The organism is Microbacterium karelineae (assembly GCF_009745985.1).
Classification (GTDB): Bacteria; Actinomycetota; Actinomycetes; order Actinomycetales; family Microbacteriaceae; genus Microbacterium; species Microbacterium karelineae.
Window position 1 is genome coordinate 31,926 of record NZ_WFIX01000183.1, and the last position, 17,867, is coordinate 49,792.

Annotated in this window: 15 protein-coding genes; 7 read left to right on the forward strand and 8 right to left on the reverse strand. The window is 71.7% G+C overall.

What is annotated here, in order from left to right:
• Position 1 precedes the first annotated feature (1 nt).
• Genes GB932_RS11040 through GB932_RS11050 form a run of 3 tightly spaced genes read left to right on the forward strand, consistent with a single transcriptional unit; the run spans position 2 to position 3,635 of the window.
• Positions 2-832, forward strand: coding sequence for a PP2C family protein-serine/threonine phosphatase (locus GB932_RS11040; protein ID WP_156760759.1), 831 nt, complete (start codon positions 2-4; stop codon positions 830-832).
• Positions 781-1,641, forward strand: coding sequence for an FHA domain-containing protein (locus GB932_RS11045; RefSeq protein ID WP_231916138.1), 861 nt, complete (start codon positions 781-783; stop codon positions 1,639-1,641). Before GB932_RS11040 ends, GB932_RS11045 begins: the two co-directional genes overlap by 52 nt.
• The gene (locus GB932_RS11050; protein ID WP_156760760.1) at positions 1,638-3,635 is read left to right on the forward strand and encodes a serine/threonine-protein kinase; all 1,998 of its coding nucleotides are present in this window, start codon (positions 1,638-1,640) and stop codon (positions 3,633-3,635) included. Before GB932_RS11045 ends, GB932_RS11050 begins: the two co-directional genes overlap by 4 nt.
• 12 nt (positions 3,636-3,647) lie before the next feature.
• Here the strand turns inward: GB932_RS11050 and GB932_RS11055 are convergent, their stop codons facing one another.
• Positions 3,648-4,013 (reverse strand): recombinase family protein, encoded by a 366-nt coding sequence (locus GB932_RS11055; protein ID WP_156760761.1) that lies wholly within the window; start codon positions 4,011-4,013, stop codon positions 3,648-3,650.
• Between the two features lie 91 nt (positions 4,014-4,104).
• Positions 4,105-4,368, reverse strand: coding sequence for a glutaredoxin domain-containing protein (locus GB932_RS11060; protein WP_156760762.1), 264 nt, complete (start codon positions 4,366-4,368; stop codon positions 4,105-4,107).
• A gap of 47 nt (positions 4,369-4,415) precedes the next feature.
• Between GB932_RS11060 and GB932_RS11065 the strand changes: the two genes are divergently transcribed.
• Complete coding sequence (locus GB932_RS11065; protein ID WP_156760763.1) at positions 4,416-5,546, forward strand: glycosyltransferase; 1,131 nt, start codon at positions 4,416-4,418, stop codon at positions 5,544-5,546.
• Between the two features lie 6 nt (positions 5,547-5,552).
• Here GB932_RS11065 and trhO read toward each other — a convergent pair whose 3' ends face one another.
• On the reverse strand, positions 5,553-6,449 hold the full coding sequence (gene trhO, locus GB932_RS19460) for an oxygen-dependent tRNA uridine(34) hydroxylase TrhO (protein WP_306769949.1): 897 nt from the start codon (positions 6,447-6,449) through the stop codon (positions 5,553-5,555).
• 107 nt (positions 6,450-6,556) lie between these two features.
• On the opposite strand from trhO, the gene GB932_RS11075 reads away from it, so the two are divergent.
• Both GB932_RS11075 and GB932_RS11080 read left to right on the forward strand, forming a co-directional pair.
• Entirely contained in the window at positions 6,557-7,948 is a 1,392-nt protein-coding gene (locus GB932_RS11075) for a M23 family metallopeptidase (RefSeq protein ID WP_156760765.1), read from the forward strand.
• Positions 7,949-8,313: 365 nt separating this feature from the next.
• Positions 8,314-10,092, forward strand: coding sequence for a BCCT family transporter (locus GB932_RS11080; RefSeq protein WP_197517449.1), 1,779 nt, complete (start codon positions 8,314-8,316; stop codon positions 10,090-10,092).
• 72 nt (positions 10,093-10,164) lie between these two features.
• On the opposite strand, the gene GB932_RS11085 is transcribed toward GB932_RS11080, so the two are convergent.
• From GB932_RS11085 to GB932_RS11100, 4 genes are all read right to left on the reverse strand, one after another.
• Positions 10,165-12,264, reverse strand: coding sequence for a pectinesterase family protein (locus GB932_RS11085; protein WP_197517441.1), 2,100 nt, complete (start codon positions 12,262-12,264; stop codon positions 10,165-10,167).
• A gap of 49 nt (positions 12,265-12,313) precedes the next feature.
• Entirely contained in the window at positions 12,314-13,816 is a 1,503-nt protein-coding gene (locus GB932_RS11090; RefSeq protein ID WP_197517442.1) for a pectate lyase family protein, read from the reverse strand.
• A gap of 216 nt (positions 13,817-14,032) precedes the next feature.
• Positions 14,033-15,286: an alanine racemase gene (locus tag GB932_RS11095; protein ID WP_197517443.1), complete on the reverse strand. Its 1,254-nt coding sequence runs from the start codon at positions 15,284-15,286 to the stop codon at positions 14,033-14,035.
• A 73-nt stretch (positions 15,287-15,359) separates the two neighbouring features.
• Positions 15,360-15,944 carry a TetR/AcrR family transcriptional regulator gene (locus GB932_RS11100; RefSeq protein WP_156760770.1) on the reverse strand — a complete coding sequence of 195 codons (585 nt, stop codon included), beginning with the start codon at positions 15,942-15,944 and terminating at the stop codon, positions 15,360-15,362.
• Positions 15,945-16,030: 86 nt separating this feature from the next.
• Between GB932_RS11100 and GB932_RS11105 the strand changes: the two genes are divergently transcribed.
• Complete coding sequence (locus GB932_RS11105) at positions 16,031-16,903, forward strand: alpha/beta hydrolase family protein (protein ID WP_156760771.1); 873 nt, start codon at positions 16,031-16,033, stop codon at positions 16,901-16,903.
• 70 nt (positions 16,904-16,973) lie between these two features.
• Here the strand turns inward: GB932_RS11105 and GB932_RS11110 are convergent, their stop codons facing one another.
• Positions 16,974-17,786: a MerR family transcriptional regulator gene (locus GB932_RS11110; protein ID WP_156760772.1), complete on the reverse strand. Its 813-nt coding sequence runs from the start codon at positions 17,784-17,786 to the stop codon at positions 16,974-16,976.
• Positions 17,787-17,867 lie beyond the last annotated feature (81 nt).

The following is a 17,867-nucleotide window of genomic DNA, read 5'->3' on the forward strand; positions in this document are numbered from 1 at the left end:
CATGGGTGCCGCCATCACGACGGCGAGTGGCGTCGCGACCGATGCGGGACGCCGCCGCGCCCTCAACGAGGACGCCGCGCTCGCATCCTGGCCCTGCTTCCTCGTCGCCGACGGCATGGGCGGGCATGACGCGGGCGATGTCGCGGCGGCCACCGCGCTCGCCGCGTTCCAGCGCTTCGCGTCGCGCGAGTGGGTGTCGGTCGACGACGCACGCGGCGCGGTCGACGCGGCGCGCTCCTGCCTGGCGAGCTTCTCCCGGGCGCAGAAGGCCGGTGCGGGCACGACGCTGTCCGGCGTCATCGTGACCGAGGTCGACGGCGCCGGCTACTGGCTGGCGCTCAACGTCGGCGACTCCCGCACCTATCGGCTGCAGGCTGAAACCCTCACGCAGCTCACGGTCGACCACTCGCTCGTCCAGGAGCTCATCGACGCCGGCGCGCTGTCCGAGGAGGCGGCGCGCGCAGACCGCCGCCGCAACGTCGTCACCCGCGCCCTGGGCGCAGGGGGAGCGGGCGAGACGGATGTCTGGATGCTGCCGGCCGCGCGCGGCGACCGCATCCTCGTCTGCACCGACGGCCTCACCGAGGAGCTGACTGCCGAGCGAATCGCGACCGTGCTGAACGCCGAGCCGGATCCCCGGGCGGCGGCCGCGCGGCTCGTGCGCGAGGCCGTGCAGCAGGGGGGCCGCGACAACATCACCGTGGTGGTCGTCGACGCGCTCGACGTGGCGAGGGGTGGGCTCCCAGACGACGTCGACGCCGACACGGTCGACCGCGGCGCGTGGGAGCACGCGACCGCGCCGCGGACCGGCATCGCGGGGTCGTCGTCATGAGCGGGGCGGAGACGCTCGTCGTCGCCGCGGGGCGCGTCGCGCTGGTGCCGGCCGAGGTCGACGCGGCGCTGCTGCGCGATGCGCTCGAGGAGTCCGTCGAGGCCGCGTTGGGCGCGGCCGCGGACGCCGCGTGGTGCGTCATCGTCGACGGCCGAGGAGATGACACCCGGGTGCTCCGGCGGGGCGCGGTGCCCGTCTCGATCGTCGGGGAGCCGGAGGCGGATCCCGTGTCGGAGTACGTCGAGGAGGCTCCGCACGACACGCTGCTCGAGGTGTCCGATGACGACAGGACCGGCCCCGACCCCGAGGAGGCGCCCGCGGGGGACCACGACGGCGCCACGATCACGCTGGCCGAGCTGCGCGCGCGGCGCGCGGCGCAGGTCGATCCGATCCCCGAGGGCGACCATGACGGCGCGACCCTGTCGATCGATCAGCTGCGGGCGCGCCGCGCGGCGGCGCCGGCCGTCCGACTCGGGCGGATCCGTCTCTCGACCGGCGAGTCGTTCGATGTCGACCGGCCGATCGTGATCGGCCGCAGCCCTCGGGCGACGCGCGTCGCGCTCGACGATGCGCCGCAGCTGGTGCCCGTCCCCAGCCCGCAGCTCGACATCTCGCGCAACCACCTCGAGATCCGACCCGACGCCGATGCGGTGGTCGTGACCGACCTGCGCACGACGAACGGCACCATGCTCCTGCGCGAGGGGGCGGATCCCGTCCGCCTGCGCGGCGGCGAGCGCACGGTCGTCGTCACGGGCGACGTGCTCGACCTCGGCGACGGCGTCACCGTCGAGTTCGAGGATGTGACGTGACGCGGCGCGCGCCGTCCGATCCGCCCGAGCTCCCCGGGTTCACCTACCTGCAGCTGCTCGGATCCGGCGGGTTCGCCGACGTGTTCCTCTATGAGCAGAAGATGCCGCGTCGGCGGGTGGCGATCAAGGTTCTGCTGTCCGACCGCATCTCGACCTCGGCCGCGCAGTTCACGGCCGAGGCGAACGTGATGGCGATGCTTTCGACGCACCCCGCGATCGTCGCCGTGTACCAGGCGGGGGTCGCCGACGACGGCCGACCGTATCTCGTCATGGAGTACTGCCCGCGGCCGAACCTGCAGGTGCGGTATCGCCGCGAGCCGTTCTCGGTCGAGGAGGCGCTGCACACGGGGATCCCGGTGGCCGCCGCAGTCGAGACCGCGCACCGCGCGAACGTGCTGCACCGCGACATCAAACCGGCCAACATCCTCGTGACGGAGTACAACCGGCCGGCGCTCACCGACTTCGGCATCGCCTCGTCGACGGCGCAGCCGGGCGAGTCGCAGGGTGTGTCCGTCCCGTGGTCGCCGCCTGAGGCCTTCCTCGATCCGCCACGCAGCGATGTGCGCAGCGACGTGTACCAGCTGGGCGCCACCATCTACACGCTCCTCTCGGGGCGCTCGCCGTTCGAGGTGGCCGGCGGGGACAACGGCAGCGCGACGCTGATCGAGCGCATCTCGAGCCTGCCGCTGCCGGATCTGCAGCGGCGTGACGTGCCGCGCTCGCTGTCGGTCGTGCTCGAGCGCGCGATGGCGAAGGACGCGCGGGACCGCTTCGGAACCGCGGCCGCATTCGCCCGCGCGCTGCAGAAGGTGCAGATCGAGCTGGGGCATCAGGTCACCCAGATCGACATCCTCGACGACGGCGACGAGCCGCATGATGAGGCGAGCGATGACGACGGCATCGGGGTCACACGGATCCGGCGCCTGAGCGGCACCACCACCGTGATGCCGGACGATCCGGCGGAGGCGATCGCGTCGCCCGAGTCCGCGCCGTTCGCGCCGCTGCCACCGGCTCCCGACGACCCGTTTGTGATCCCGGCCGCCGGGGCGACGGGGGACCACGCCGAGTTCGCGCCGCCCGCGCCCGCGGGAGACGACGGCGCGGTGCCGGCGTGGGCCGCGGATCCGGCCCCGGCGCCGTCGACGTCGGACAGCTCGAACGCGCGGGATGATGCGGATGGGGCCGACCCCGCCGGGAACGCGGCGCCGTCGCGGACGCGCCGCACTGCGGCGGAGCAACCGGCAGCGGACGACGGGCCTCCCGTCATCGACGACGCCACGGTCGTGCGCCCGCCGGCCGCGGGGCCGGTCGACGACACGACCATCGCGGCGCCGCCCGTCGCGGCTCCGGTCGACGACGCGACGGTAGTGCGCCCTCCGGCCGCTGCTCCTGTCGACGACGCGACGGCGCCGCGCCGATCGCGCCGGGCGGATCCCGGCCCCGCCGACTACGAGTTCGTGTCGCGGGTCGAGATCCGGCGCGGGAGCGTGCCGACCGCGGACACGTCGACGTTCCGCGTGGCAAGCCGGGTGATCCCGCTGCCCGGCGAGACACGCGACATCACCCGCACGCACCGGACGGCGTCCGAGCGCCGCTCGCGCCGCGGGCTCGTGATCGGCGGGATCATCGCGGGCGCGGCGCTCCTCGCGGGCATCGCGGCGCTGCTCGTCTTCCTCATCACGCAGACGGCGGACGATCCCGATGAGAGCGGGATCCCCGATCGCGACGTCCCGGCGGTGACGCAGCTGCGCGGCGCCGCCGACGGCGACGAGGTCACGTTCTCGTGGAGCAATCCGGATCCGCGCGCGGGCGACGCGTACCGGTGGGGGATCTACGAGGACGACCGGCTGACCTCGCTCGAGAGCGAGACGAGCGAGACGAGCATCACCCTGGACACGGAGCCGGGGGAGACCACGTGCATCGAGGTGCTCCTCGAGCGGGACGACGGCGCGCGGTCGACGACGGAGGTCGCCTGCGTCGACGCCGCCGGCTGATGCGGCGCGGCGTCAGGCGACGGGCGCCTCGTGCGCCAGCACCTTGATCATGATGCCCCGGCGGCCGAGCTCGGCGATCGTCTGCGTCTCCTCCGCGGCGTCGCGGCCGAACACGCGGACGCTCGTCACGACGACGACGTCACCGCGCTCGAGTCGCCCGAACAGGCGGGTGAGACGTTCCTCCCACGTCTCAGCGACGTTCGGCGCGGGGTGGCGGAAGCCCTCGATGGGGACTCCGAAGTTCGTGAGCTGCCGGCGCTGCTCGACGACGGACGGCATCCCGTCTCGGACGACGACGATGCCGACGAGGTGGGCGTCGGCCGGACGCGCGCGCCAGATCTCGTCGCGCGTGGTGACCTCTTCGACGTGCTCGCTCACACACCCATTCTGCCGTACGTGAGCCCGGATCCCCAGGCGCGCGACACCGGCGCGGCGCGTCAGAGACGCACCGCGCGCGGGGGCGGATCGGTCAGATGAGGCTGAGCTCGCGCAGCTTGGCCTCGACGTCGGCGTTCGACGGCTCGACCTGGTGGCTCGCGTCGGGGTAGACGACGACGGGGATGTTGGTGCGGCCGGAGATGTCCTTCGCGACGTCTGCGGCGGCGGGCTCCGCCTCGAGGTCGATGTACGTGTACTCGAGGCCCAGGCCGTCGAGCTGCGCCTTGGTGCGTCGGCAGTCGCGGCACCATTCGGCGCCGAACATCGTGATGGTGTCGTTCGCAGGGGTCGTCATCCCTCCAGGATAATTCCGCTCGGGCCGGGCGGATCCGTCTCGCGGAGATGGCGCGGGGCCGCGCGTGCGACGATGGAGGGGTGCTGACCGTCATCATCCCGACCTTCGACGAGGTCGGCAACGTGGCGGAGATCGTGCGACGCGTCGAGGCCGCCGTGGGTGGGATCGACGCCGAGATCCTCTTCGTCGACGACTCGAGCGACGGCACCGACGCCGAGGTGCGCCGTGTGGCGGCGACGTCGGCGGTGCCCGTGCGGGTCGTGCACCGCGACCGGCCGACGGGCGGCCTCGGGGGAGCGGTGATCGAGGGCTTCCGCCAGGCGCGCTCGAGCGTCTGCGTCGTGATGGACGGCGACCTCCAGCACCCACCCGAGGAGATCCCCGCGCTCGTCGAGCGCCTCCGCGCGGGCGATGCCGACATCGTGAGCGCGTCGCGCTATGTCGGCGCGGGCACGGCGACGGGCCTCGCGGACGCGACCCGGCGCCTCGTCTCGCGGGGGGCGACGGCGATCACGCGCGCGATGTTCCCCGTGCGGCTGCGGAGCGTGACGGATCCCATGACGGGCTTCTTCGCGATCGACACGTCCCGCCTCGACCTCGGCGCGCTGCGCCCGCGCGGGTTCAAGATCCTGCTCGAGATCGTCGTGCGCACGACGCTGCGCATCACGGAGGTCCCGTTCGACTTCGCCGACCGCTATGCGGGCGACTCGAAGGCGTCGCTGCGCCAGGGGGCGCGTTTCCTGCACCAGCTGGCGCTGCTGCGATTCGGCAAGATGAGCGCCTTCGCACTGATCGGCGCGTTCGGCGCCGTGGCGAACGTCGCGATCGTGTGGGCGCTCACCGAGCTCGCGGTCGGCTACGTGGCGGCCGCGATCGTCGCCGCCGAGGTCACCATCATCGGCAACTTCCTGCTCGCCGAGCGGTTCGTGTTCCGCGATCTGAAGGGGCAGGCCCGCGGCTTCTGGCGCCGCTTCGCGTCGTCGTTCGTCTTCAACAACGTCGAGTCGGCCGTGCGGATCCCGGTCATGGCGCTCATGGTGTCCGGCTGGGGCATGGCGAGCCCCGTCGCGACGGCGATCACGCTCGCCGTCGCCTTCCTCATCCGCTTCACGTTCCACTCGCTCGTCGTCTACCGGCCGCGCGCCGAGGCGCGCGACCGGTCGGTCGCGCGCACCTGAGCGGGGCTACGCGGCGGCCGCGTGCGCGCGGCAGACGGCGCGCTCGCCGCAGGCGTCGCACAGCACCGTGCGGCGCCGGCAGTCGTCATCGGCGCAGTTCACCATGCGGTCGCTGGGTGCTCCGCAGGATCCGCATCGGCCGATGACCGCCGCATCGTCTCCGAACGTCGTCGCCTCGCGACCGTCGAAGACGTAGAGCGATCCCTCCCACAGACCCGTGTTGCCGAACGTCTCGCCGTAGCGGACGATGCCGCCGTCGAGCTGATACACCTCGCGGAAGCCGCGAGAGACCATGAGGCTCGACAGCACCTCGCACCGGATCCCGCCCGTGCAGTATGTGACGACGGGCGTGTCCTTGAGGTGGTCGTATCTTCCCGAGTCGAGCTCGTCGACGAAGTCGCGTGTCGTCTCGACCGCCGGCACGATCGCGTCTTTGAAGCGGCCGATCTCGGCTTCGAAGTCGTTGCGCCCGTCGAAGAAGGTCACCTCGTCGCCGCGCTCGGCGACGAGCCGGTGCAGCTCACCCGGCCCGAGGTGGACGCCACCGCCGACCACGCCGTTCTCGTCGACGCGCAGCTCGTCGGGGGCGCCGAACGAGACGATCTCGTCGCGCACCTTGACGGTGAGGCGCGGGAAGTCCACGCTCCGGCCGTCGTCGTCGAGGCCCGTGCCGGGCGACCACTTGACGTCGATCTTCGCGAACGGCGCGTACTGCTTCGTCTTGCGGACGTACCGCTTGAGCGCGTCGATGTCGCCGCCGAGGGTGCCGTTGATGCCGTGCTCCGAGATGAGGATCCGCCCGCGCAGGCCGAGCAGCTCACTGAGGTCGCGCTGCCACATCCGGATCGCGTGCGGGTCGGCGAGGGGCGTGAAGACGTAGAAGAGCAGGATCTTGGCGAGCACGGCCACCAGGATAGGCGCGTGCGCCGGGAAACCGGTGGGTCGGATCCGCGGGAGGGTCTTGTCACATACCGCACGAGTGGTCAAGATGAGTGCGGGGAGGGTCACGGATGACGGCACCACGTGGGAGGAAGCACGCGCGACGCATGCGCGCGATCCGCGCCGTCGGCGCCATCGGCCTGCTCGCCGCAGTATGCGGCGCGGCCACACTGACGGCCACCTCGACCGAGATCTCGCAGCCCACCGCGGCCGCCACGGTCGACCGCGCGACGCTCGAACCGGCGGCACCGGTCGCGCGATACGCCGCGTCGCCGGCGGAGGTCGACCGACATGCCCATGGCGGCGTCGGCGAGGACGACGCGGCCGCCAGCATCGCGGAGCTCGCCCACAGCACCTACGCGGCATCGACGAAGGAGGAGCTCGAGGAGCTCCGCCGCGAGGCGCGCGAGAAGCTCGTCGCCGAGGCGATCGCGGCCGGTCTTCCTGTCGATCCCGAGCTGCTGGCCGACGGCGACCTCGGCCCTGTCGGGCGGCTCGCCTGGCCGCTCGCGAACTACTGGATCAGCGACCACTTCGGCACGCGCGGCGGCCGCCACATGGGCATCGACCTCGCGGCGGGGGCCGGCGAGCCGATCGGCGCGGCCGCCCCCGGAGTCGTGGTGGTGTCGAGCGAGGGACACTACGGCTACGGCGTCGCCGTCATCATCCAGCACGTCGACGGGATGCAGACCGTGTACGGCCACCTGAGCTACGGGAGCCGCACCGTCGAGGTCGGCGACTGGGTCGAGACGGGCGACCACATCGGCGGCGTCGGCAACACGGGCCACAGCTTCGGCAACCACCTGCACTTCGAGGTGCGCCAGGACGGCTTGCCGGTCGACCCGTACCCGCTGCTGACCGGCGGGTCCGCCGCTCCCGAAGAGCTGCGCCCGGGGATCCCTGCACCCGTGCCCGAGCCGGCACCCGCCCCGGCGCCGGATCCCGAGCCGACGCCCACGCCGGATCCGCAGCCCACACCGACCCCCGATCCGAAGCCGACGCCCACGCCGAGCCCTGATCCGAAGCCGACGCCCACGCCGACGCCGACGCCGACGCCCACGCCGACGCCGACGCCCACTCCCACGCCGGATCCGACGCCCACTCCCGCTCCCACGCCGGCGCCGGATCAGACGCCGACGCCGAGCCCGGATCCGACACCGGCGCCGACGCCGAGTCCGGATCCGACACCCACGGAGGACCCGCAGCCGGAGCCGTCGCCGACGCCCGCGCCGACTCCGAGCGAGGATCCGACGCCGACACCGACGCAGGAACCAGAACCGGAGCCGACGCAGGAACCGGAGCCGGAGCAGGAACTGGAGCCGACGCAGGAACCGGAGCCGGAGCAGGAACCGGAGCCGGAGCAGGAACCGGAGCCGGAGCCGACGCAGGAACCGGATCCGACGCCGGATCCGACGCAGGAACCGGATCCGACGCCGGATCCGACGCTCGAAGCGATGGTGTGATTCGCGCTTGAGGCGAATATGCGGCCGACCGACGACGGAACGCGGTTCGCTCCGGTGCGGCACGCGCCGCATCGCCTGTGCGGTGGTCTCGCTCCACGCGGGAATCGGGCGTCGATCCGCGTCGCGGTTTCGCGCTCCGTCGGCATGGCCCCTGGCATCGCGATCGGATCTGCGAAACGATGCGAGCAGCGCCATGCCTGACGAATGAAGGAGTGTTTCCGGTGACTTCGACGACAGGGGATCCCGGTACGCCGGTCGAGCCCGAAGACGACAGCAGGACCGACGCCCACCCGCCCACGCTGCAGAACCCGATCAGCGGCGAGACGCTCGAGCTCGACCCGGCCATCTCGGCCGTGCCGACGCGGATGCACATCGCCGAGGACGACAGCGACGCCCAGATCACCGAGAAGCTGCGCCGTCAGGGGGTGCGCATCGGCAAGGGCATGATCGCGCCCCGCGTGTTCTGGCCCGCGTTCATCGTGATCGCGCTCGTCACGGTGCTGTCGCTCGTGTTCCCCGATGCGATGGGCACGGCGTTCAACACGGGCAAGTCGTGGATCGCCGACACGCTCGGCTGGTACTACATGCTCATCATCGGAGTCTTCGTCGTCTTCGTCGTGGTGATCGCGTTCTCGAAGCTCGGCACGATCAAGCTCGGGCGAGAGGGCGACAAACCCGAGTTCAGCATCATGGCGTGGTTCGCGATGCTGTTCTCGGCCGGTATGGGCATCGGCCTCATCTTCTACGGCGTCGGCGAGCCCGTGACCTACGCCACGATCGGCGGCAACCCGAGCTGGGAGGGGACGGAGAGCGAGCTCGCGGGCCTCGCGATGGCGCAGACCTTCGTGCACTGGGGGCTGCACCCCTGGGCGATCTACGCGGTCATCGGCCTCGCCCTCGCCTACGCCATCCACCGCCGCGGTCGCCCCGTCTCGATCCGCTGGGCGCTCGAGCCGCTGTTCGGCGACCGAGTCAAGGGGTGGGTCGGCGACGTCATCGACATCCTCGCCATCTTCGGCACCGTGTTCGGCGTCGCGACATCGCTCGGCCTCGGCGTGCAGCAGATCGCCTCGGGCATGCAGGCGATCGGCGTCGTCGGCTCGACCGACACCTGGCTGCTCGTGACGTTGATCGCGGTCATCACCCTGCTCGCGACGATCTCCGTCGTCAGCGGCCTGGGTGCAGGCATCAAGTGGCTGTCGAACATCAACCTCTCGCTCGCCGGCGTGCTGCTCGTCTCGATGCTGCTGCTCGGGCCGACGCTGTTCCTGCTGCGCACCTTCGTCGAGTCGCTCGGCGTGTACTTCGCCAACGTCTTCCACATGACGCTCGATGTGGGGGCCTTCGCCAGCGAGGACACACACGCGTGGCTGTCCGGCTGGACCCTGTTCTACTGGGGCTGGTGGATCGCCTGGGCGCCGTTCGTCGGCGTCTTCATCGCGCGCATCTCGCGCGGCCGCACCGTGCGCCAGTTCATCGCCGGCGTGCTGCTCGTACCGACGATCGTCGGCTTCTTCTGGTTCTCGGTCATGGGCGGCTCGGGCATCTTCCGTCAGATGTTCGGCGAGGGCGACCTCGTGCAGACGGCGGAGGATGGGACGCAGTCCGTGTCCGCCGAGGGGTCGCTGTTCACCGTCCTCGGCGACCTGCCGCTCGGGAACATCCTGTCGATCCTGGCGATCATCGTCGTCGCGATCTTCTTCATCACCTCGTCCGACTCGGGATCGCTCGTCGTCGACATGCTCGCCTCCGGCGGGCACCCGAACCCGCCCGTCTGGTCGCGCGTGCTGTGGGCCGTCCTCGAGGGCGTCCTCGCGCTCGGCCTCCTGCTCGCGGGCGGATCCGACGCGCTCAGCGCCCTGCAGGCGGGATCCCTGCTGACGGCCCTGCCGTTCAGCGTGATCATGATCCTCATGGCGATCGCGCTCGTGAAGGCCCTGAGGTACGAGCATCGACAGATCGAGCACGAGCAGACAGTGCAGCGGCTCGAACGGCTCACGGAGTTCGTCACCGACGAGATGACGCACAGCCTCTCCGAGAACCCCGAGCTGCAGGACTACGTCGACGACCGCATCGACTATCGCATCTCGCGCACGCGCGGCCTGCGGCGCCCGGGAACCCGCGGCCCCCGCGGATCCGAGTAGCCCCGCCCTTCGAATGCCGCAAACGGCTCCAAGATCCAGGTCTTGGAGCCGTTTGCGCCATTCGAGCCGGCGTCAGCTCCAGGGAGCCCAGCCGTCGTCGCCCGAGAGGTAGGTCTCGCGCGTGCGGTCGGCGGCCTCGTCGTCCGACAGCTGCGGGCGTCCGTCGACCTCGGCGCCGGGATCGATCGCGCCCGGGCCGACGTTGCCGTACTCGTTCAGATCGTCCTCGCGCCACGGCCAGCCGCTCATATCCGACCAGGCCGGCGTCTTGATGTGCGCGCCGAGCCACGAGTCGCGCACGAGCATCGACGGCGAGACGTTCGGGTTGCTGCTCGGGTGCCAGGGGCGCCCGAGGTGCACCGATTCGGCCGCCGCGTCCGACGTGAACCGGCTGTTCACGAACAGGAAGCCGTGCGAGCCGGGAACCGTCGCGGGCGCGCCGACATAGCCGTTGTTCGAGTCGGATCCGCGATCGAGCGAGCGGATCTCGGAGTCGTCGACGACGAGTGTGCCGCCGCCGTAGATGAAGTCGACGTCGCCCTCGACGTACGAGCCGGTCGCGTACACGCGCGACAGCGTGGCGCCGCCGTGGTCGGCGAGGAACGTGTCCTGATTGCCGAGCAGGCGCACGCCGTCGAGCACGACGCGGTCGCCGACCGTGCGCAGGGCGAGTGCCTGGCTCGGGCCGTTCGCCGCCTCGTCGTAGGCGTTCTCGATCGTCAGGTCCTGTAGGGTCACGTCATCGGCGAGCACCGACAGCGTCGGGGATCCCGTGTGCCCGAAGTTCCCGTCGCCGTAGAACTTCTTCTGGCCGGCTGCGAGGTCATAGGTGATGACGACGTCCTCGGCTTCACCGGTCGCTCCGCGCAGCGTCACGTCGTCGATTCCGGGCCAGATGCGCACGACCTCGCGGTAGACGCCGGGCTCGATCACGATGTCGACGGGATGGTCGACGCGCCATGCCGCGCCGAGGGCCGCGCCGACCGACGCGAAGTCGCCGGATCCATCGAGTGCGACCGTGACGGTGCGCGGGATGTTCTCCGGCGGCCCGACGGGGCCGGCGTGCGTCTTGACGATGTCCTCGACGTCGCGGGTCGCCTCGAGCGCGTAGTCGTAGAAGTCGCTCGCCTCGAAGGTCGGGCCCGTGTTCTGCTTCAGCCCGCGGATGTCCGTGAAGCTGTTGCCCCGCGAGTGCACCCGCGACTCCGGATCCTTCGCCACGATGGCGTCCTCGCCGTGCGCGTACGAGCTGTTCTCGATGAGCAGCTGCGCGGCGCCACGCGACATCGTGCCGTACTGCCCGATGCCCTCGATGTGGTTGTTGTAGAGGTGGCCGTAGGCGACGTTGTCGATGCTCGCGTTGCGCTGGTAGCTGTTCGAGATGAGGTTGTGGTGCATCGTCAGCGTCGTCACGACGTCGTCGGTCCAGCCGACCCCGACGGCCTTGTTGTGGTCGCGGTACGTGTTCCACGACAGCGTGAGCGCGGTCGAGTCCTTGCGCAGATCGGTCTCGCCGTCGCCGATGCGGGTGAAGTCGTTGTGGTCGATCCACACGTGGCTCGAGGTGTCGACGCGGATGCCGTCGTTGTCGTTGTCGTCGAACTTCCCGTCCCAGTCACCAGGGACATACGAGTCGCGGAACGTCAGGTTGCGGATGATCACGTTGCTCGCGTGGTCGACGAACAGGCCGCCGTCGACGAGGGCGGCTTTGGCGCCGGATCCCGCGATCGTCTTGTCGCTGGCGACGCGGATCATGTCGCCGTCGCCGATCTCGATGTCGCCCTTGACGATGATCGTGAGCGGATCCTCGGACGCCGCATGCTCGGCGAGCGACTCGGCGTCGCGGACCATGACGATGTCGCCTCCGGCGCCGCCCGTCGTGCCGTGCGGCAGCTCGTCCGTCGGCGTCGCGGCGAAGCCGGTCGCGACGGGCGACCAGATCGGGCCGTCGGCCGTCGCCCCGTCGGGGGCGCCGATCCGGTCGAGCAGGGCGGCGCCCGCCGCGGCGGGGTCGCCCGGCGCCGCGGCGGCGTGGGCCGCGGGGGCGAGCAGCGTCAGGGCGAGCACGGGCGCGGCGATCGCGGCGATCGCCGCTCTCGCGCGCGGCGCGGTTCGTCGTGGCGAGACATGTCGTGTCGTGGAGAGCCGAGTGGACGGGCGGAGAGACGTCATCGTGTCACCTTTCGTGGGGGTCGTGCGGGGGTCATCGGGGGAGCGACGCTCAGTCGGCATCGTGGGTCCCGCGAAGGACGACGTCGACGAGCGCGGTGTCGTCGACGACGGTGCGCAGTGCGGCCGAGCCGGCGTCGCGGGTGTTCTCGAGCGTGAGGTGGGCGAGGGTGACGCCATCGGCGTGGACGGTGAGCGTCGGCGGCCACGTGTAGGTGATGACGACGTCGTCCGGATCGCCGGTGGCGCCGCGGATCGTCAGGTTCTCGGCCCCGGGCCAGACGGACACGACTTCCGTGTAGGTGCCGGGTTCGACGACGATCTCGACGGCGTGATCCGCGCGAGAGGCGGCGCCGACGGCCGCGTCGATCGACAGGAAGTCTCCGGTGCCGTCCAGCGCGACGCTGACCTGCTCCGCGATCCTCTCCGTGCTCGGCGTCTTCGTGGTGCCGGCGTGCCGCGTGAGCAGTCGGGTGACGTCTTCGGCGTCGTCGGCGGTGTAGTCGTAGAACTCCGACGCCTCGAAGGTGGGGCCTGTCTCGGCGGGATCTCCGCCCCAGGTGTTGCGGAAGATGTTGCCGCGCCCGTGCACGGTGGAGCCCTCGTCGGCGATCAGCGGGCGCTGCGCGTGCTCGAACACGCTGTTCTCGACGAGCATCGTCGAGCCGCCACGCGAGTTCATCCCATACGAGCTGACACCGGACATCCAGTTGTTGTAGACGTGGCCGTATGCGACCTTGTCGATGCTGCCGTTGCGCTGGTGGACGTTCGAGAAGCGGTTGTGGTGGAGCGTCAGCGTGGTGACGAGGTTGTCGGTCCAGCCGACGCCGAGGGTCTTGTTGTGGTCGTGGAAGTAGTTCCACGAGGCGGTCACGGCGGTGGAGTCCTTGCGGATGTCGAGCTGGCCGTCGCCGAGGCGGGCGAACTCGTTGTGGTCGATCCAGACGTGGTCGGAGGTGTCGATGCGGATGCCGTCGTTGTCGTTGTCGTCGAACTTGCCGTCCCAGTCGCCGGCGACGTACGAGTCGCGGAAGGTGAGGTTGCGGACGATGACGTTCTCGACCTCGTCGATGTAGAGGCCGCCGTCGACGATCTCGCCGCCGGCCGCGGTGCCGGCGATGGTCTTGTCGCTCGCGACGCGGATCATGTCGCCGTCGCCGATCGTGATCTCGCCGGCGACGAGGATCGTCAGGGGATCCTCGGCGGCGGCGTGCGCGGCGAGGGCGTCGGCGTCGCGGACGACGACGGTGTCGCCGCCGGCGCCTCCGGTGGTGCCGTCGGGGAGCTCGTCGGTGGGCACGGACGCGAAGCCGGTGGCGGTGGGCGACCAGACGGGCCCATCCGCGGTCGTCATGCGCGGCGCACCCATCCGGGCGAGGAGGGGAGCGCCGGTGCCGGCTGGTGCGGCGGACTCGCTGATCGGCAGGGCGGACGCCGGGGCCGGCGGCGCCGCGATCGCGGGAGCGGCCGGAACGGCGAGCGCCAGCGCGAGTGCCGGAAGGCACAGCGCGGCGCGGCGCGATCGGGAGAATCGGTGGGCGGAGCTGTCAGGCATCTCGGACCTCTCGTGAGGCTTCGGACACGGCTCTGCACGCGGACGGAAGCGTCGTCCGGGCAGGCGTCGGCGACCCGACCTCGGTGTCGGGCGCGCGACCGGATCCGTCGCGGTCTGCGACCGGTTCGCCTCTAGAAACCGGTTTCTAGAAAAGTAGCGGCCGCCAACAATCATGTCAATGGGGTGAGGTGGATCTCGGGCGCGGAGGCGGCGCTCTCAGCCGAAGATCAGACGGATCAGGTCGCGCACGCGGTGATCGTCGTCGACGAGCGGGACGAGCGACCATCGGTCGAGCGTCGTGCAGGGGTGGGAGACGCCCAGCTCGACGAGGTCCCCGACGCGCGGCTCGTCGCCCACGGCGTACCGGGCGGGGTCGAACTCGAGGAACGCGTGCTGGTCGGCGAGCTGCGTGACACGGCCCGTGAACGGTCGTTCACGTGATCCGTCTCGCGACCGGACGCCCTTGATCGCGGGCAGGCCGCCGTCGGATCCCACGTCGCGGCGGCCGCAGAGCGCGATCGCGAGGCCGGGCTCCGGGATGCTCAGCACGGGCGCCCACACGCTGATCGCGGGGCGGAACGAGGGGGCGCCGCCGTCGCCGCGCGCACGGGGGTCGGACCGGGCGTACTGCCCGTCGTCGTGCGCGAGATAGGCGCCGCTGCGCAGCACGATCCGGCCGGGAGCGATGCCCCGCGCCGTGAGGCCGTCGAGGGCCGCGTCGAAGTAGGCGCTGCCGCCGATGGTGACGAGGCAGTCCCGAGGCACGAGGCCGTCGGTCTCGAGCGCGAGAGTCACCTCGGCGAGCGAGCGGGCGAACTCCGCCACGCGCCCGGCGCTCTCCGCCGGCGAGGATCTGCCGAGCGTGCCCTCGTACGCGGCGATGCCCGCGACGCGGATCCCCGGCGCCCGCGCGGCGCGCTCGGCGACGGCCCTCAGGGCGGATTCGTCGCGCGCGCCCGTGCGCCCGCCCGCGTGGCCGACCTCGAGCAGCACGTCGAGGGAGCGCCCTCCCCTGTCGTCGGCGAGGAGATCCACGCCGTCTGTCGAGTCGACGTAGACGAGGCACTCGAAGCGCGGATCCCGCGCGAGCTCGTCGCGCAGCCACGCGGCCGCGCCCGGCTCGACGAGCTGGTTGGCGAGCAGCAGGCGCCGCACCCCGGCGCCGCGGTAGACCCGCAGCTGCGCGGGCGTCGCCGCCGTGATCGCCCAGGCGCCCGCGTCGATCTGCATCTGCGCCAGCTGCGGCGACATCGCGGTCTTCCCGTGCGGCGCGAGCGCGACGCCGCGGGCCCGCACGTACGCCATCATCTCGGCGATGTTGTGCGCGATCGCGCCGGCGCTGAGGCTCAGCTGGGGGAAGTCGCGATCGAGCGCGAAGAGCGAGGTGCCGACGAGCTCTCGCGAATCGGCCGCCGCGAGCGACGGGCCGAGGCCCCGCGTCAGGGCGAGATCGGGCGAGCTCGTCGTCATGGGGTGGACCTTCCGTCGGCCGGGTGGACGCGGGTGCATCGTGGCATGCGCGCGGGCGTCGTGCAACGAGGGGTCATCGCCCGCCTGCCCGCTCCGTCACGAGCGCGTGGAGCACCTCGAAGCCGCGGTCGACGCGGTCGCGGTCGCCTGTGACGATGAGGTCGGCGACGAGGCCGCGCATGCTCGCGAGCGTGAAGGTCGCGAGGGCGGCGGCCCTGCTCTCGGGGCAGCCGGATCGCACGAGGCCGTCACGCAGGATCCGCTCGCGTGCCGCGATCGACGCGGAGACCGCCGTGCGGAGGTCATCCGCGCCGCGCGCGGCCGAGGCGGCGATCTCGAGGAAGGTCGCCGCCAGGCGCATCCCGCGGGGCGCCGTCGCGAGCCGCCAGAGGGTGCGCAGCGGATCCGGGTCGTCGTCGGCGATGTCGGGGGACGCGAGCGCGGCGCCGACGATCGACTCGACGACTTCGGCGACGAGTCGCTCCTTGGATCCGAAGTGATGCAGGAGCGCCGCGTGGCTGACCCCGACGTGCTCGCCGAGGCGGCGGAGGGAGAGATCGGCGAGGCCGTGCTCGATCACGTGATCGGTGGCGGCCTGGAGCACCTCGCCGCGCCGGTGCTCGAAGCGTCGCCTGCGTCCGTCGTCGTCAGCGGTCATGGAATCAGGCTAGACACCCTCACCGTCCCGCGACTACATTGATCTACCAGTTGGTAAGTCAACTTCGATCGGAGGCAGGGAAGACGATGGTTCTTCAGACAGCGGGGCGCGTGCGCGCGCTTCTCGCGGCGGCGCTCGTGGCCGCCATGCTGCTCGTCGCGGCGCCCGCGCAGGCGGCCGTGCGGACGGTGGAGATCGGACCGGATCCGACGCAGCAGAGCATCGAGGCCGCGCGCGGGCCGTTCTCGGTCTCCGAGGATCGCGTCTCGAACTACTCCGTCCGCGGCTTCGGCGGCGGGACGATCTACTACCCGTCGGGACAGCAGGGCACCGAGTTCGGTGCCGTCGCCGTGGCCCCGGGATACACGGCCTCGCAGAGCAGCATGGCGTGGCTCGGGCCGCGCATCGCCTCGCAGGGCTTCGTCGTCTTCACGATCGACACGAACAGCCGCTACGACCAGCCCTCCTCGCGGGGCGACCAGCTGCTCGCCGCGCTCGACTACCTGACGGACCGCAGCGACGTCGCGGGCATCGTGGATCCCGACCGCCTCTCGGTCATGGGGCACTCGATGGGTGGCGGTGGCACGTTCGCGGCCGCGAAGGACGACACATCGCTCAAGGCGGCCGTCGCCCTCACGCCGTGGAACACCGACAAGCGGTTCCCCGAGGTCTCGACGCCGACGCTCGTGATCGGCGCGGAGAGCGACACGGTCGCATCCCCGACCCGTCACGCCGTCCCGCTGTACGAGGGGCTGCCGGACGCGACCCCGAAGGCGTACCTCGAGCTGCGCGGCGCGTCGCACTTCGCGCCGAACCGCTCGAACACGACGATCGCGGCGCAGTCGATCGCGTGGCTGAAGCGCTACGTGGACGACGATGTGCGCTACGACCGGTTCATCTGCCCCGGCCCGTCGACGGGCATCGCGCTGAGCGACGCGCGGACGAACTGCGCCGCCTGATCCCGGCGCTTCGCGGGTGCCGCGTGGTCGTTCTCCGCGTCGAGAACGACCATGCCGCACCCGCGGCGCCTCACTCCCAGGTCGCGGTATCGGGATCGATGCCGTGAGCGCGCGCCGAAGCGTCGACGATCGCGCGGAACCAGCGCGACAGCCCCGCGCGGACGCCCTCGTAGTGCGCGGCGAAGCCCGGATCCGACTCGAACATGCGCGCGAGGCAGACCTGCATCCGGCGGGTGATCGGGAAGAAGTTCGAGAACAGCTCGCGGTGCCGCTCGGCGAGGGCATCGGCCTCGGCGTCGCCGGGCGCGACGCCCCGATCCATCGCGTCGCCGAGGGCGCGCTGCAGGGCGTGCATCGCGTCGGACAGCTCCTGCCATTCGGCGCGGCTGCGAGATGCGGAGCGCTCGGCGAACTGCGCCCACTGCGCGGATCCGCCCCACGCGTACCGCGCGGCGCGCGCCTGCTCCGGATCCCAGTCGTCGCCGAACGCCTCGCGCTGCTCCTCATCGCTGAGGAGGATCCCGCGCTCGTGCGCGGCGGTCAGCCGCGCGAGGCGCCCGTCGAGCTGCCGCAGCTCGCGCATGCGCTCGGCCACCAGCGCGCGCTGGGCGCGGAGGGTGCTCGCGATCTCGGTCGCCGCATCGTCGAGCACGGCGCGGATCGCGTCGAGGCTCAGCCCGCCGTCACGGTAGGCGACGACCCGCTCGAGCCGGTCGAGATCGGCGGAGGTGTACTGGCGATAGCCTGCCCGGGTGCGCTCGGACGGCGACGCGAGCCCGATCTCGTCCCAGTGGTGCAGGGTGCGGACCGTGACGCCGAGGAGCTCGGCGGCCGCGCCGACCGTGAGCCCCTCGGTGCGCGGATCGTCGACCGTGATCGCCATTGTCGTCTCCTTCGGGCGCGGATGGGCGGATGCCCCGCTCATCCTGCGCCCTCCCGCCGCGTGAGGGTCAAGACCGCCCGC